The 14799-nt window shown below is 67.0% G+C and carries 12 protein-coding genes; 6 read left to right on the top strand and 6 right to left on the bottom strand.

What is annotated here, in order from left to right; translation table 11 throughout:
• Window positions 1–19 precede the first annotated feature (19 nt).
• The 4 genes from QOL62_RS10325 (at window position 20) to QOL62_RS10310 (ending at window position 5653) form a co-directional block, all read left to right on the top strand.
• Window positions 20–589: a DUF721 domain-containing protein gene (locus QOL62_RS10325; protein WP_283406246.1), complete on the top strand. Its 570-nt coding sequence runs from the start codon at window positions 20–22 to the stop codon at window positions 587–589.
• Window positions 589–1320, top strand: coding sequence for a thioredoxin domain-containing protein (locus QOL62_RS10320; RefSeq protein WP_283406161.1), 732 nt, complete (start codon window positions 589–591; stop codon window positions 1318–1320). Before QOL62_RS10325 ends, QOL62_RS10320 begins: the two co-directional genes overlap by 1 nt.
• Before the next feature lie 89 nt (window positions 1321–1409).
• Complete coding sequence (locus QOL62_RS10315; protein WP_283406160.1) at window positions 1410–2189, top strand: thioredoxin domain-containing protein; 780 nt, start codon at window positions 1410–1412, stop codon at window positions 2187–2189.
• Window positions 2190–2212: 23 nt separating this feature from the next.
• Window positions 2213–5653, top strand: coding sequence for a chromosome segregation SMC family protein (locus QOL62_RS10310; protein WP_283406159.1), 3441 nt, complete (start codon window positions 2213–2215; stop codon window positions 5651–5653).
• A 39-nt stretch (window positions 5654–5692) separates the two neighbouring features.
• On the opposite strand, the gene ubiA is transcribed toward QOL62_RS10310, so the two are convergent.
• A complete protein-coding gene (ubiA, locus tag QOL62_RS10305) occupies window positions 5693–6607 on the bottom strand; it encodes a 4-hydroxybenzoate octaprenyltransferase (RefSeq protein WP_103728581.1) in 915 nt (304 codons plus the stop codon).
• A gap of 142 nt (window positions 6608–6749) precedes the next feature.
• Between ubiA and QOL62_RS10300 the strand changes: the two genes are divergently transcribed.
• Entirely contained in the window at window positions 6750–7508 is a 759-nt protein-coding gene (locus QOL62_RS10300) for a 16S rRNA (uracil(1498)-N(3))-methyltransferase (RefSeq protein ID WP_283406158.1), read from the top strand.
• Between the two features lie 57 nt (window positions 7509–7565).
• Window positions 7566–8939 (top strand): glutamate--cysteine ligase, encoded by a 1374-nt coding sequence (locus tag QOL62_RS10295; protein WP_283406157.1) that lies wholly within the window; start codon window positions 7566–7568, stop codon window positions 8937–8939.
• Window positions 8940–8975: 36 nt separating this feature from the next.
• Here QOL62_RS10295 and QOL62_RS10290 read toward each other — a convergent pair whose 3' ends face one another.
• From QOL62_RS10290 to QOL62_RS10270, 5 genes are all read right to left on the bottom strand, one after another.
• Window positions 8976–10328 (bottom strand): methyltransferase family protein, encoded by a 1353-nt coding sequence (locus QOL62_RS10290; RefSeq protein ID WP_283406156.1) that lies wholly within the window; start codon window positions 10326–10328, stop codon window positions 8976–8978.
• 75 nt (window positions 10329–10403) lie between these two features.
• Window positions 10404–11768 (bottom strand): outer membrane protein assembly factor BamB family protein, encoded by a 1365-nt coding sequence (locus QOL62_RS10285; protein WP_283406155.1) that lies wholly within the window; start codon window positions 11766–11768, stop codon window positions 10404–10406.
• Window positions 11769–11798: 30 nt separating this feature from the next.
• Window positions 11799–12599, bottom strand: a complete 801-nt coding sequence (locus QOL62_RS10280; protein ID WP_103728067.1) for a tetratricopeptide repeat protein — start codon at window positions 12597–12599, stop codon at window positions 11799–11801.
• Between the two features lie 120 nt (window positions 12600–12719).
• Entirely contained in the window at window positions 12720–13847 is a 1128-nt protein-coding gene (locus QOL62_RS10275; RefSeq protein WP_283406154.1) for a glycosyltransferase, read from the bottom strand.
• 4 nt (window positions 13848–13851) lie between these two features.
• The gene (locus QOL62_RS10270) at window positions 13852–14718 is read right to left on the bottom strand and encodes an alpha/beta fold hydrolase (RefSeq protein WP_283406153.1); all 867 of its coding nucleotides are present in this window, start codon (window positions 14716–14718) and stop codon (window positions 13852–13854) included.
• Between the last annotated feature and the right edge of the window lie 81 nt (window positions 14719–14799).

Raw genomic sequence — 14799 nt, 5'->3', positions numbered from 1 at the left:
TGGCATTGGATCGCCGGCAATGGAACGGAATAGCGGCAAACAACCGAATGAATTGAAAGCGCGCAAGCCGCGGCTGAAACCGTTCGAGCGCGCTCGCGGCGGGCCGGCGCGGCAGATCGCCGACCTCATGCCCGAAGTGGGCCGCACCGCGTTTCGCCGCTTCGGCTTCGTGCAATCCAGCGTGGTCTCCCGCTGGCCCGAGATCGTCGGCACGCGCCACGCCCGGGTCTGCGCTCCGGAATCGATCCGCTTCCCGCCCGGCGAGAAGAGCGACGGCATCCTTCAGCTCGTGGTGGTCCCCGCGCATGCGCCCGTGATCCAGCACGTGATCCCGGAAATCGTGGAGCGGGTGAACCGCTTCTTCGGCTACAATGCCGTCGCCCGCGTGAAGCTCCGGCAAGGCGAGGTTAAGACCCCGTCCGGCATGGGGCCGGGTGCTCGGCCCCGCCCTTCGGCCCCGCCGTCGCTCAAGCCGGTGCCCTTTGAACTGGGCGAATCGCTTCGCGACATCGGCGACCCGGAGCTTCGGGCCGTGCTCGAATCGCTGGCCCGCAGCATGACCGCCAGAGAGAACCAGGAAGACCAGTGATGAAGAAGATCGCGTTTCGTCTGGCAGCCATCACAGCCTGCGCCGTCCTGAGCATGGCTGCAGCCCCGAAGAGCACAGCTCCGGCAAAGTCCCCTTCCGGCGGCAGCTGGGCGCGCACCACGGCAATGACGGCGGACGGCAGCCACCGACTCGGCAACCCCGAAGCGCCGATCAAGCTGGTGGAGTTCGTCAGCTACACGTGCCCCCATTGCGCACACTTCCACAAGGAGGCGGATCCGGTCCTGCGCATGGCCATGGTGCCCAAGGGCCAGATCTCCGTTACCGTCACGAACTTCGTGCGCAATCCCGTAGACCTCACCGTTGCGATGCTGACGAACTGCGGTGATCCTGCCCGGTTCTTCGTGCGCCACAGCGCCTTCTTCGCGTCACAGGACAAGTGGCTCGCCAAGGCCCAGGCCACCACCCGCGAGCAGCAGCAGCGCTGGTACCAGGGTGAGTTTGCGGCACGGATGCGCGCGATCGCCGGGGACCTGGGCTTCTATGATCAGACCGGCGCCTGGGGCCTCACCCGCGCTCAGACCGACCAGTGCCTGACGGACAAGGTGATGCTTGAGCGGATCAAGAAGCAGCAGGCCGAAGTTCAGGCGCTGGGGCTGGAAGGCACGCCGAGCTTCACGCTTAACGGGCAGCTTCTTGACGGCCACGACTGGCAGACGGTGTCCAAGGCAATCGTCGACAAGCAGGCCGAGCTGCGCGCCGGGAACATCTGATCGTCCTTGCGGCTGTGGAAGACCCGGCCCAAACCGCCTGTTCCACGCTTCGTTTTCCAGCCCCTATGGGCTAGCCCCGCGTCACGTCCATGCAAAGGATTCGCCTGCCGATGACCCGCACCCGCTTCCGCTCCATCACGCTCGGCCTGCTTGTCGCGCCCCTGGCCCTCGGCCTTGCCGCCTGCGGCAAGAGCGACGAAGCGGCCGCTCCCACCTCCGGGGAGCCGGTCGCCAGGGTTGACGCTCCGGCCGGCAAGTCCTGGACCGATGTGGTCGAAAAGACCGCCGAGGGCGGCTATCGCGTCGGCAACCCGCAGGCGCCGATCAAGCTGATCGAATTCGCAGCCCTCAGCTGCTCGCACTGCGCCGAGTTCTCCAAGGAAAGCGCAGAACCCCTGCGCCAGACGTACATCTCCAGCGGCCGCGTCAGCTACGAGCTGCGCTACTTCATGCTGAATGCCCTGGATATCCCGGCATCCCTGCTCACGACCTGCGGCGCGACCGAAGCCGTCATTCCCCTGAGCGAGCAGTTCTGGGCCTGGCAGCCCAAGCTGTTCGAGAACATGCAGGCGGCCAGCAAGGAGCGCCTGGCGCAGCTGGATGCCCTGCCCAAGGACCAGCAGCTCGGCGCCATTGCCGATGTGGCGGGCATGACGGAATTCTTCGCCTCACGCGGGATCGCCCGCGACCAGGCCGCAGCCTGTCTCGCGGACACCGCCAAGGCGAAGGCTTTCGCGGATCAGACGCAGAAGGCCAGCGAGCAGTACAACGTCACCGGCACCCCCACCTTCGTCATCAATGGCAGCAATGTCGGTTCACTGAGCTGGAAGGAGCTTGAAGCCAAGCTCCAGCAGGCCGGCGCCCGCTAAGCCCAGGAATCCGACTGACTTCGATGCGTATTCACCGGCTGAAGCTGAGCGGCTTCAAGAGTTTCGTCGAACCCGCTGAACTGCGCATCGAACCGGGGCTGACGGGCATCGTCGGCCCCAACGGCTGCGGCAAGTCGAACCTCCTGGAAGCCATCCGCTGGGTGATGGGCGAAAGCTCGCCCAAGTCCATGCGCGGCGGCGGCATGGAGGATGTGATCTTCGCCGGCACGGCCCACCGCCCGCCCCGCGCCTTTGCCGAGGTGGTTCTGAAGGCCGACACAGTCGCAAGGGGCGACACGACGCGGGAAGAACTCGAGGTCGTTCGCCGCATCGAACGCGGCGCTGGAAGCGCGTACCGCATCAACGGCCGGGACGTGCGCGCCAAGGATGTCGCGCTCATCTTTGCCGACGCCGCCACCGGTGCGCACAGCCCTGCGCTCGTCAGCCAGGGCCGGATCGCTGCCGTGATCGCCGCCAAGCCGGCAGAGCGGCGCGCCATGCTCGAAGAAGCTGCCGGCATCGCCGGGCTCCATGTCCGCCGCAAGGACGCCGAGCAGCGCCTGCGGGCAACCGAAGCCAACCTGGCCCGGCTGGACGACATCATGGCCGGTCTGGACAAGCAGGTCGGCGCTCTCAGAAGGCAGGCCAAGGCAGCCGATCGCTACAAGGCGCTGACGGACCAGATCCGGCTGGCCGAAGCCCGCCTCCTGTTCGCGCGCTGGCGGGACGCCGCGGAAGCGGCAGACGCCGCCCGCAAGGATGCCGAGGCCGCCGAGGCCCGGGTCGCCGCAACGCAGGCGCTGGCCGCCAAGGCGCAGGCACAGCAGGCGCAGGCAGCCAAGGCTCTGGCCGCCGCGCGTGACGAACTCACTGACCGCCGGGACGACGCCAACGCGCAGGGCCATCGCCTCGCGACGCTCACCAGCCAGCTCGAAGCGGCCGAACAGCGGATCGCGGATCTTGAACGCCAGCGCGTGCGTCTGGAAGAAGACCGCCACGACGCGGATCGCCTGACGCGTGATGCGGCAGAAGCACTGGCCCGGCTGGAGCGCGAGCTTGCCCAGGGTGAGAAGCAGCTTGCCGCCGACGAAGCGCTGCGCCCGCGCCTGGCTAACGCTGTCGAAGGGGCGGAGCAGGCCTCTCGCGCGGCGGAGCTCGACTTGGCGCAGGCGACAGCGAAGCAGGCCGGCGTGGAGGCGGAATGGCGCATCGCCGAATCGGAACTGACCCAGGCTCGTAACCGGCAGGCCCGGGTCGCTCAGGACGCAGCGCGAATAGAGGCGCAGATGGCCGCGCTTGTTGATCCGGCCGAACTGGCGGCTGCCATCGCCGCGGCCCGTGGCCGCGCGGAAGCCGCCACCCTGCAGCTTGCCGAAGCCCGGGAGGGGCTGGAGGAACTGCAGGCGCGCAAGGCCGCTCTTCAGGCTGATCGCGACGCGGCGGCATCGGCCCTCTCTGGCGCCAGGGCCGATCTTACCGGCATCGAGCGGGAACACGCTGCTCTGCTGCGCGACCGGGACGCGCGCGCGAAGAGCGCGAAAGCCGCGCACGGTCTACCCGCCGCAATCGACGCGGTGCGAGCGGCGCCGGGCTACGAGCGTGCCGTCGCGGCCGTGCTGGGGCGCGATGCCAGGGCGCCGCTCGGCAGCGTGCCCGGAGCAGACGGCCGCTTCTGGACAGGGGCCGACGCGCCGCCGCGCGTGCCTGACGCCCTTGATGCTCATGTCATCGATTGTCCCCCGGCCTTGGCCGCGCGCATGGCTCTGGTCCACGTGGCGGATGAGGATGACGGCCGCACGCTTCAGCCGGGGGAATGGCTGGTGACGCGCGCCGGTGTACTGCGCCGCTGGGACGGTTTCATCGCGCGCGGCGAAGGCGCGGCCGAGGCTGCGCGGCTCGAGGCGGAAAACCGCTTCGCCGACCTCGACGCGAGGCTGCCGCCCCTGCGCGAGGCCGTGGCCGATGCCGAAGCAAGGCAGGCGGGCGTGCAGCAGGAACTGGCGGAGACCGCCGCCCGAGTCGTTGCGGCAGAACGTGCGATCGCCGCCTCTGCCGATGCGGAGCGCGGCGCGCTGCGCGAGGTCGACCGGGCTGAGGACGCGCGGTCACGCCAGCAGGCTCGCCGGGCCGAGCTGGACAGGACGCTTGCGGACATGGCCGAGCAGCGAGCCAACGTGGAGGCCGATTTCGCCGTGGCCGAGGCGAAGCGCGCGGCTCTGCCGGACCCCGAAGCGGGCCGCGACGCGCTCAAAGCCGCACAGGAGCGGAATGGGGAGGCGCGCTCTGCGCTCCAGCACGCCATGGCGGCTCTGGCCAGTCACGACCAGGCGCTTGCCGTCGGGCAGGAGCGCACGGCGTCACAGCGCGGCGATATCCGGGGCTGGCAAGCGCGCTCCGGGGACGCCGCCAACCGCCTCGCTCAGATGGCGGGCCGGCTTGAGGAGATCGAAGCCGAACGCGCGATCATGGCAGCAAAGCCGAAGGCGTTGCTGGAGCAGATCGAACAGGGTGAAGCGATCCGGCTGCGCCTGGCGGAAGAACTCGCGAAGGCCGAAGCGGCGGTCAGTGCCGCCACCGAACAGGCGGGCAAGGCGGATGCCGCTCTGGCAGCCTCGCAGGAGACGCTGGCCGCCGCCCGTGAAGGCCGCGCCGGCGCGCTGGCACGGGCCGAGCATGAGGACGGACGGCGCTCGGAGCTGAACCGCCTTTCGGGCGAACGCTTCCAGTGCCCGCCGCCGCTTCTGGCCGGAAAGTTTCCCTTCAGCCCGGCGGACGTCGGCACGGCGGAAGCCGAAGGCGCGGGCATGGACCGGCTCGTCGCGGACCGGGAGCGGATCGGCCCCGTCAATCTCGTTGCGGCTGACGAACTCGCTCAGGCGGAGGCGCAGCTTGGCCTCAGCGTCAGCGAAAAAGCGGAGCTGACGGAAGCCGTGAACCGGCTGCGCGGCTCCATCGGCAACCTCAACCGGGAGGGCCGGGAACGGCTGCGCGCCGCCTTCGAAGCGGTGGATGGGCACTTCCGCCGCCTGTTCACGCAGCTGTTCCAGGGTGGGCAGGCCCATCTCGCGCTCGTCGATTCGGATGATCCGCTGGAGGCAGGGCTGGAAATCTACGCTCAGCCGCCCGGCAAGCGGCTGCAGTCGCTGACGCTGCTCTCCGGTGGCGAGCAGGCGCTGACGGCGATCGCGCTGATCTTCGGCCTTTTCCTCACCAATCCGGCCCCGCTGTGCGTGCTGGACGAGGTGGACGCACCGCTTGATGACGCCAACATCGAGCGGTTCTGCGATCTGCTGGAGGCGATGACGCGCGAAACCGATACGCGCTATCTCGTCGTCACGCACAACGCTGTGACGATGAGCCGGATGCATCGCCTGTTCGGCGTCACGATGGTCGAAAAGGGAATATCGCGGCTGGTCAGCGTCGATCTGGGCGGCGCGGAAGAGTTGCTTGCCGCCGCGCAGTGAGGCTGTTCGCAGGACGCGCCCGCTTGCGCCGGCGCTGCGTCAGACGATGCCGGCGTTGCCCACCACCCAGCACGCCAGTGCCATGACCAGGCCGGCATCGCGGTTGGAACGGAAACGTGCGAGCGCGTTGTCGCCATCGGCAGGATCAAGCGTGACGACCTGGAAGCCCAGATGCGCCCCCATGGGCACGAGGGCCAGCAGCGCGACCCAGTCCGGCCGGGTCAGCCAGAATGCCAGCGCCCACAGCGCCAGCGCGCCGGTGTAGAAGCCCGCGACACCTCCACGTACCCGTGTGCCGAGACGGCGGGCGGAAGAGCGGATGCCGACGATGGCGTCGTCCTCGATGTCCTGGATCGCGTAGATCGTGTCGTAACCGATGCACCACAGGATCGAACCGAGGTACAAGGCACCCATTGCGAGGAGACCGTCGCTGCGGATCTCGATCCATCCCACAAGCACGCCCCAGGTGAACACCATTCCGAGCCACGCCTGCGGCCACCAGGTGATCCGCTTCATGAAAGGATAGCCTGCGACAAGGGCGAGGCTCGCCAAGGCGACGAGTTGCGCTTCCAGCCGCAGTTGCAGAAGCACGACAAGGCCGATGAGGCAGAGCAGCACCAGCCATGTCCAGGCGGCGGGCTTGCTGACCCGGCCACTTGCCACCGGCCGCTTGGCGGTTCGCGCCACACGCCGGTCGAGATCGGCATCGACGATGTCGTTGAAGACGCAGCCCGCCCCGCGCATCACGATGGAACCGAGCAGGAGCCAGCCAAGAAGCATGAATTCCTGTTCGCCGCCCGCGAGCAGCACGCTCCAGGCGCAGGGCCAGAACAGCAGCCACCACCCGATCGGGCGGTCGAACCGCGCCAGCATGGCGAAGTCGCGGAACGGCTGGGGCAGTAACGAGACCAGGCCGCGGTGCTGACTGTCTGGAACGAGCGCAGGTTCGATCATTATACGATGAATAGTGCAAAGCGGACGCCGTGTCATGCGCGAACGTGACTGGTGAACGTAGAGGCCCCGGCGTTGCATCGCCGCGTGCATGCCGCAAGAAGGGTTTTCCGAAGCTCCGCATCCTTGAGGAACGCCGTCCATCATGCCCGCTACACCCGCATGGCCACCCCGTTCGGCTCCCCGCCTCTTCGTCCCCGGCCCTCTTACTGAAGGAGAGCGGATCACGATCGAAGGACAGCAGGCACACTATCTGGGCAGGGTGATGCGGGTAAGCGCTGGCGACGCAGTGATCGCCTGCGACAACCGAACCGGCGAATGGGTCTGCGAAGTCGTGTCGGCGGGTAAGCGCGACGTCCTGCTCGATGTTCGCAAGTTGCTGCGTGCCCGGGAAGACGTGCCGGACTTCGTGCTGTGCGCCGCCCTGCTCAAGAAGCCGAACTTCGACCTCGTGCTGGAGAAGGCCACCGAGCTGGGAGTCTCCGCCGTGCAGCCGCTGATTACCCGCCGATGCGTGGCGGACAAGCTCAATCCGGAACGCGCCCTCACCATCGTGATCGAAGCCGCCGAGCAATGCGCCCGGACAGCACTGCCCCGCGTGGAGTCCGTCGTCCGCCTTGAAGCCATGCTGCGCGCCTGGCCCGATACGCGTACGCTGTTCTTCGCCGATGAGCAGGGCGGAGCACCCGCAGCCGCCACCTTCGCGGCAAACCCGGGGCCGGCCGCGCTTCTGGTAGGACCGGAAGGCGGCTTCGACGAGGACGAACGCGCGCTCATCCGTGCCCTCCCGCAGGCGCGCGCCATCACCCTTGGGCCCCGCATCCTGAGAGCCGAAACCGCCTGCATATCCGCCACCGCCTTGTGGATGGCCACGGCCGGAGACTGGGCTGTCGACGCTTTCTGAACCGCGCGGAACAAAAAACAGTGGCGCAGCCTCGCGCGCGGCTCTAATTCCGCGGCCATGAGCACCCGTGAGGTTTCGGATCGTGAAGATCCGACGATCGAAAGCCTGGATCAACTTGCCACGCCGATGGCTGCGGGTGAAAAGCCGCGCGAGGCTTGGCGCATCGGCACCGAACACGAAAAGTTCGTGTATGACACCGCCGATCATCACGCTCCGTCCTACGGTGAACAGGGCGGCATCCGCGATCTCCTCATGAACCTGACTGAGTTCGGCTGGGAACCCATCGTCGAAGGCGGGAACGTCATCGCGATGAAGGGATCGGACGGCACCGTCAGCCTGGAGCCCGCCGGCCAGCTCGAGCTCTCGGGTGCCCCGCTGGAGGATCTTCACCAGACCTGCGCCGAAACGGGGCGTCATCTGGCCCAGGTGAAGAAGATCGGGGAGCGGATCGGAAAGGCCTACCTCGGCCTCGGCATGTGGCCGGACAAGACCCGCGAAGAGCTGCCGATCATGCCGAAGGGCCGCTATGACATCATGCTGCGGCACATGCCGCGCGTCGGGTCGATGGGCCTCGACATGATGCTGCGCACCTGCACGATTCAGGTGAACCTCGATTATTCGAGCGAAGCGGACATGGTACAGAAGTTCCGCACCTCGCTGGCGCTGCAGCCGCTGGCGACCGCGCTGTTCGCGAACTCGCCGTTCACCGAGGGGAAGCCCAACGGCTTCCTTTCGTATCGAAGCCACATCTGGTCGGACACCGATCCGGCGCGCACCGGCATGCTGCCCTTCGTCTTCGAAGACGGCTTCGGTTACCAGCGCTATGTCGAATACATGCTGGACGTGCCGATGTACTTCGTCTTCCGCGAGGGCAGGTATATCGATGCGGCCGGCCTGTCGTTCCGGGACTTCCTCAGGGGTGAACTGTCGGTCCTGCCCGGCGAGAAGCCGCGCCTGTCGGACTGGCAGGACCATCTTTCCACCGCATTCCCCGAGGTTCGCCTAAAGTCGTTCCTGGAAATGCGGGGAGCCGACGGTGGCCCGTGGAGCCGCATCTGCGCCCTTCCCGCCTTCTGGGTCGGCCTGCTCTACGATCAGGGCGCACTCGACGCGGCGTGGGACCTGGTGAAGGGCTGGGACATGGAGGGGCGCGAGGCGCTCCGCTCCGCCGCACCGCGCCTTGGCCTCGATGCTCCGCTGCCGGGCGGCGGCACCCTGCGCGACATCGCCGGCGAAGTCGTCGGCATCGCCCGCTCCGGCCTGGCCGCGCGGGCACGGCTGAACGCTGCCGGCGAGAACGAGACCGGATATCTGGACCCGCTCGCCGAGATCGTGGCCAGCGGCAAGGTGCCCGCGCAGCGGCTTCTCGATCTCTACAACGGCGAATGGGCTGGCGACTTGTCCCGGATCTACGCGCTCAAATCCTTCTGAGCGAATCCGCCGCGCCCACGGCGGCCGTCACTCTCCTCACTCTGCGGGTTGCATTTGCGGCCCGCGGGGCAGCAGGAGGCGGCTCACAGCTCTCAGCGCGCGGGTGATGGATGCGTTTTCGCTCATCCAGGCGTGGTACTCGCGGTACTTGGAATCTTCGGCCAGAAGGTGTGCCTCTTCCGTCCGGGCGCGCCAGTAATAAATGCCGCTGACGACGGACAGCATGACCGTGTTTCGCACCGCGTCCGTAACCGACCCGTTAGTGACCAGAAACGGAACGGCGGAGGCCCACCAGAACAGGTTCTTGGAAAGGTAGGCGGGGTGGCGCGTGAAGCGGTACGGACCGTTCGTGAGCACGCCCCGATAGGTGAGGTTGGAAAAACGAAGGCCGAAAGCAAAGGTGGCCCAGGCGTACACGGCGGTCAGCAAGACCAGGAGCGCCGCCCACGCCCACAACATACCGTCGTAGGCAGCGGCCCAGTGTGCCCAGCCGCCGGTATTGACCTCGTAGCCGAGAACGTCCGCTCGTCCCATCGTGCCCCAGACGAACGGCGGATAGCATATAAGGGCAGCGACCCAGCCCGCCAGCAACGGATTTCCGCTGCGGATGTGCGCGTCGAGCGGCCGGAAGGTGAAGAGGTATCCTACGGTGCCGATCTGCACGTCGATGAGGAAAAGCCCCTCGATCAGGAGAGAAGCGAGCTCGACCGGCTGGTTCAGGACAGCGCTGAAATCCGCCTCGACGATACGCGCGAATCCTCCTGGCAGGATCGAGATCATGAAGGCGCCGAAGAACCCCTTGATCGCCCATGCTCGCCAGTGCCTGCGCACCTCCACCGCATCCCAGGCTTCCCGGCCGATCAGCATCGCTCCGAAATGCCACGCCGAGTCGCGCGGGTTCACGAGAACACGGTCGATCCACAGGACATAGGGAATGGAAAGCACGACGAGAGGTATGGCAGCGGAACCGATGACCTGCATGGCGAAGAGGTACTGTCCGTCCCAATACCAGCGGCACACCCAGTAGAAGCCCCCGATCAGTGCCCAGGTCGCCCATAGGGAGACGATCTTAGTTATTGATGTGTCCAGCGTCTCCGCAAATGCCCGCTGCGCGGTCCAGTCGATACCCGTGGAGGGACGCAGGTGAACCTTGTCCACGCACAGGGACCACAGCGTCATGGCCGCACCGGTGAAGAACAGAGTTGCCACCGATGCATAAGGGCCACTCAGCGGCGCCCGTGGCCCGGGCAATGACAGCCCCTCTGCGATCGAAGCCCAGTTGCGGCAGAGCACGATCCAGAAGGCCAGTGCGGCCAGCCCCGCAAGGCCGACGCCGGCAGAAACATCGCTGGCGGGCCGCGCACCGGTTTTTCTAAAGGCTGTGCTCATGAGAGCGGCCCTACCCGCGATAGGTTAAGGCACCGCAAACCCTCCTCACCGCAGGCGAGGAGGAGGCACGCGGCATCAACGATACGCCGTGATCCGGCCGGAGTCGTCAAGGATGTAGAGCGTCTGGTTCGCGACGACCGGAGCCAGCGATACCGCCTCATCCAGTCCAGTGAAGGGCGTCATCGCGCCGCTGGTGGGATCCACGGTCGCCACCAGGCCCTCCGAGTTCGCGATCCACAGCTTGTTGCCCGCCATTACGGGACCGACCCAGAAGATCGGACCCTTGCGCTTCTTGGCGTTCTTGTACCGATCGAGCTCGGTCAACCAGCGCACCTTCCCGGTGGAACGGGCAATGGCGAGGATTTCGGCATGATCGTCCAGCGTGAAGACCCAGTCCCCCACCACCGCCGGTGTCGAGATCCCCGCGAGGTTGAGTTCCCAGATCCGCTGGCCGGTGACGAGCTCGTACGCCGCCATGCGTCCGCCCTGTCCCAGCGCGTAAACGCGGCCGGCATCGATGATCGGGTCAGCGTCGACATCGGTGAGGCTGCCCACTTCCGTCGAGATCGAGGTGCGTGACAAGGCGTCGGACCAGACCTGACGGCCGTTCTCATAACGATAAGCCACGAGCTCGCCCGACGAGAAGCCCGCGATCACCGTGCCCTGCCCCAGCGCCGGAGAGGCGACGCCGAACACGCCGGACTGCGTCAGCGAAGCGGACTCCTGCCATACGGTCGCTCCATCGCCCGCATTGAGGGCGATGATCTGGTTGTCCTGCGTCATCACGAAGACCTGGTTGAACCCGATCGTCGGTGCACCGCGCAGTGGCCCGCCCGGCTTCTTGCTCCAGATCTGGCTACCGTCCGCCGCGTTCAGGGCCGCAACTTCGCCCAGCCCCGTCGTGACGTAGACACGATCGCCGTCGAAGCTGACGCCGCCGCCAAAGACGGAATTGGCGTTGTTGCCGCTGACGGAAACGCTCTTCGTCCAGATCTTTGCGCCGCTCTGCGCGTCGAAAGCGTGAACGGTGCCTTCGGTATCGATGACGAAAAGCTTGCCGTCCCCGACGACCGGTGCAGCCGCAAGGCGCGCCCGGTTCGACGATCCGGCGATCTGCACGGACCAGGCCTTCGTCGGGTTGTCGGCAAGGGCGAGGTGGCCGTAGGCCTTGCTGGCGGTGTTGCCTCCCTGCGCCCACGTGGGGTTCACCTGCGCGGGCGGCAGGATCACGGACACGGCGCCGAGCGTCGGATCGACCTTGGCGCCACTCTCGATCCGGGACAGGATCGGCACGCGCTCTCCCACGGTCGGCGTCTTGGCCGGCCCCTTGCCACCGCCGAAGACCTTGCAGCCGGAAAGACCCGCGACCAGCGCGAGGGCGATCAGCGGCATGACCTTGCGCGCACGGGGCCGCGAAGTCGTGTTGCGTGCTGCGTTCATGCGAATGTCCTCACGTGCCATATCTTATCTTCAGTTCCCGGCTTCCGCGCGCTTGACGATTTTGGCCGCCGCAGTGTCCAGAGGCTCACCCTGCTCATTCACCTGATCTTCCACTGCGTCCACGCCCAGCGTGGCGGCGAGCTGGCGCGCGCGGCTGCGCAGGCCGTTGTCGACCGCTTCGTCCTTGGCGATGGCGGAGAAAAGCGGGCCCGCCTGGCTGTCCTTGCCCTGCTTGAGGTATGCCATGCCAACCAGTTCAGCGGCGGGACCGAACCAGGGGTTCCCGGGAGCGGCCATGGGCTTCAACCGGCTGACGACATCGTCCGGCTTCATCGCGTCGAAATCAGCGGCTACCTGTCGCACCGTCGCAAGGTCGCGCAGCGGTTGCGGCGCCTTTTCGTCGGCTGCCACCTCACGGTAGATCTTCAGCGCATCCGCCTTGCGGTCCTGCTGCAAGGCGATCCCGGCAAGCATCAGCCGCGACGAGACGACCGTCGCGTCCGAGCCGCTGGCCGAAGCGATCGGGGACAGTTTTGCCTTGGCCGCGTCAAGATTGTTCGCCTGAAGGGCATCCATCGCCTGAACATAGGCCTCGGATCGCTGCTCACGCTCCTGAGTCTGGCGGTGACTCCAGTAGATCCAGCCGCCGAAGGCCAGGAGCGCGATAAGGATGAGCGCCAGCAGCGGCTTCCCGTAGCGGCTCATGAAGCTTTCGAGCTGGTCCTGACGCACGGCGTCATCGACTTCGCGCAGGAAAACGTCCTGCTGGGCCGCATTGCGAGCGGCGCCCGCAGGGTTGGTGGCGGAAGTTGTGTCGGGAGGCAGGGCCAAGATCGGGCGCTTTCTGCGGAAAATCGGGAAGGTTGCGGGCTGTTTAGCGAATGGGTGGTGCTTTTCAACGGGGATGTCGGTGCCCGGCTCCCGGTGAAGCAGCCCTGAATAGACTCTTTGTCAGGGAAAACGCTCCCGGCCCAGCGCGGCGGCGTAGGTTTGCACATAGGCACGGACCATTGCGTCCTCGTCGTAAAGCGCCCGGGCCCGCTCACGGTTTGCCTCGCCGATCGCCTTGCGCAGGGGCTCGTCCGACGCAAGCAAGGCCATGGCCCCGGCCAGAGCCGCTTCATCCCCGGGGGGTGTGATCGCCTGCTGATTCTCAGCCGCCACCATGTCCGCCACGTCGCCGACGGCAGGCGAAGCGACGGCGATTCCCGATGCCATCGCCTCCACGACGGAGATCGGAAACTGCTCACTGTCGGAGGACAAGGCGAAAAGATCGAACAGCCCGACCGCCCGCGACGGGTTCGGCACGAATCCGGGAAGGTGTACGCGGTCCGCCACCCCGGATGATGCCGCCTGTGCCAGGATCGTCTCGCGCTCCGGCCCCTCTCCGAGAATCACCAGATGCCATTCGGGCGGAAGGCCGGCGAAAGCCCGCACCAGCCGGGGGAGATTCTTGACGGCCCGCAATCCGGCCAGCGTCCCCACCCACTTCTGCCCCGGCGCCTTCGTCAGCCCTGGGACCATGCCCTCCATAGGCGCCCTGGCGTAGACCCCGGTCGGGATGCCATTGGTGATCAGCCGCACCCGTTCGCGCGGCTGCGCCCACCGCTCCAAGGCCACCGCTTCCAACCGCCGGGAGGGCACCACCAGCGCGCGGGCACCGCCAAGCGCCACGCGGCGAAAGAGATTGCGGCCGGGCTTGAGGCGCCGGGCTTCGTCCTCGTTGAAGCCGTCTTCATGATGCACCAGCGGCGGCAGCCCGAGCACGCCTGCCCATATGCGGTGCGCCAGCACCCCATCCATCGCGCCCCAGTTGTAGCTGAGAACGAGATCGAACCCCTTCATGGCACGGGCGAGGCGCAGGAGACGCCGAGGCGTCGGACGGCCCTGCAGGCTCGGGAAATCGGCCGGGAACGCGACGTCAAGATCGCGATCCAGGGCCTGCCTTGCCCCGAAGGCGCCGGGCTGGGCAGAAACAACCGTGTGCTCGATCGCTTGACCGAACAGGTTCATCAGGCGAACGGCGCGCAGTTCCTTACCGCCCGCCGCGAAGCTCGAATGAAGATGGAGGACGCGCAACGCCTCAGACCGCGCGGTCCAGCAGCCGCATTATGGCAACCACCGACTCCGGCTCGTCCAGCGTGGGAGCATGGCCGATGCCTTCGAGCGTCAGCGCTTCGGCTCCCGGGGCGCGGCTCAGCATCTTCGCCAGCGTCTCTGCGGAAAGGAGGTCGGACAGGGCGCCACGGACGACAAGGACCGGCACCCGCGCAAGCGCATCCCAGGCGTCCCACAGGTCGGGCTGCGCCTCGACGTCAAGGGCGATGATGGGCTCCGCAACCTTCATGTCGTAATCGAAGACGATGCGGCCGCTGCCGCTCACCGTCATCAGGCGCTTCGCGATGCCGATCCAGAAGTCGAGCGGCTGGTTGGGGTGCGCGCGTCCCTGAATGTCCTCCAGCCCCCGCGCGGCATGGACCCACGTCGGCCAGCTACGTCCCTGCCCCACATAGTCCTTGATCCGCCCCAGACCGGTCGGCTCGAGCGAAGGACCGACGTCGTTTATGACGGCGCCGGCGATCCGGCCGGGCAGCATGGTCGCCAGGCTCATCGCCACGAGGCCGCCGAGCGAAGTGCCGATCACCACGAACCGATCCAGGTTCTCCTGCTCGATCAGGGCGAGGACGTCCTCGGCGTACTGGGCGGGATTGTACGTGCCCGAATCCTTGGCGTACTCGCTGTCGCCGCGACCGCGCAGGTCCGGGCAGATCACCCGCCGCCCGGCCGCAACACGCGGCGCCAGTACGTCGAAGTCGCGAGCGTTCCTCGTCAGGCCATGGAGGCACAGAACGGGCAGGCGGCTGCCTTCGCTCCCGGGCCCCGGGTAATCTCGAAAGTGCAGTGTTAGACCGTCGCGGCTAGACCAGAAGCGATCTTCGAAAACCTTCATGCCGGGGCGGCAACCTCTTCGTTGGCAAAGACAAGTATCCGGCCGTCAGCAAAGCCGTTGGACGGCCACTATCGCGGCATG

It is taken from the genome of Novosphingobium panipatense (assembly GCF_900182875.1).
In the GTDB taxonomy this organism is placed as follows: domain Bacteria; phylum Pseudomonadota; class Alphaproteobacteria; order Sphingomonadales; family Sphingomonadaceae; genus Novosphingobium; species Novosphingobium panipatense.
Note: the sequence above shows the minus strand (reverse complement) of the source record. Positions and strands in the feature narration are given on the sequence as shown.

Bases quoted from the DNA above. Each gene is read 5' to 3' on its own strand.
- QOL62_RS10325 (WP_283406246.1), top strand. From the start codon at position 20: ATGGAACGGAATAGCGGCAAACAACCGAATGAATTGAAAGCGCGCAAG.
- QOL62_RS10320 (WP_283406161.1), top strand. From the start codon at position 589: ATGAAGAAGATCGCGTTTCGTCTGGCAGCCATCACAGCCTGCGCCGTC.
- QOL62_RS10315 (WP_283406160.1), top strand. From the start codon at position 1,410: ATGCAAAGGATTCGCCTGCCGATGACCCGCACCCGCTTCCGCTCCATC.
- QOL62_RS10310 (WP_283406159.1), top strand. From the start codon at position 2,213: ATGCGTATTCACCGGCTGAAGCTGAGCGGCTTCAAGAGTTTCGTCGAA.
- ubiA (WP_103728581.1), bottom strand. From the start codon at position 6,607: ATGATCGAACCTGCGCTCGTTCCAGACAGTCAGCACCGCGGCCTGGTC.
- QOL62_RS10300 (WP_283406158.1), top strand. From the start codon at position 6,750: ATGCCCGCTACACCCGCATGGCCACCCCGTTCGGCTCCCCGCCTCTTC.
- QOL62_RS10295 (WP_283406157.1), top strand. From the start codon at position 7,566: ATGAGCACCCGTGAGGTTTCGGATCGTGAAGATCCGACGATCGAAAGC.
- QOL62_RS10290 (WP_283406156.1), bottom strand. From the start codon at position 10,328: ATGAGCACAGCCTTTAGAAAAACCGGTGCGCGGCCCGCCAGCGATGTT.
- QOL62_RS10285 (WP_283406155.1), bottom strand. From the start codon at position 11,768: ATGAACGCAGCACGCAACACGACTTCGCGGCCCCGTGCGCGCAAGGTC.
- QOL62_RS10270 (WP_283406153.1), bottom strand. From the start codon at position 14,718: ATGAAGGTTTTCGAAGATCGCTTCTGGTCTAGCCGCGACGGTCTAACA.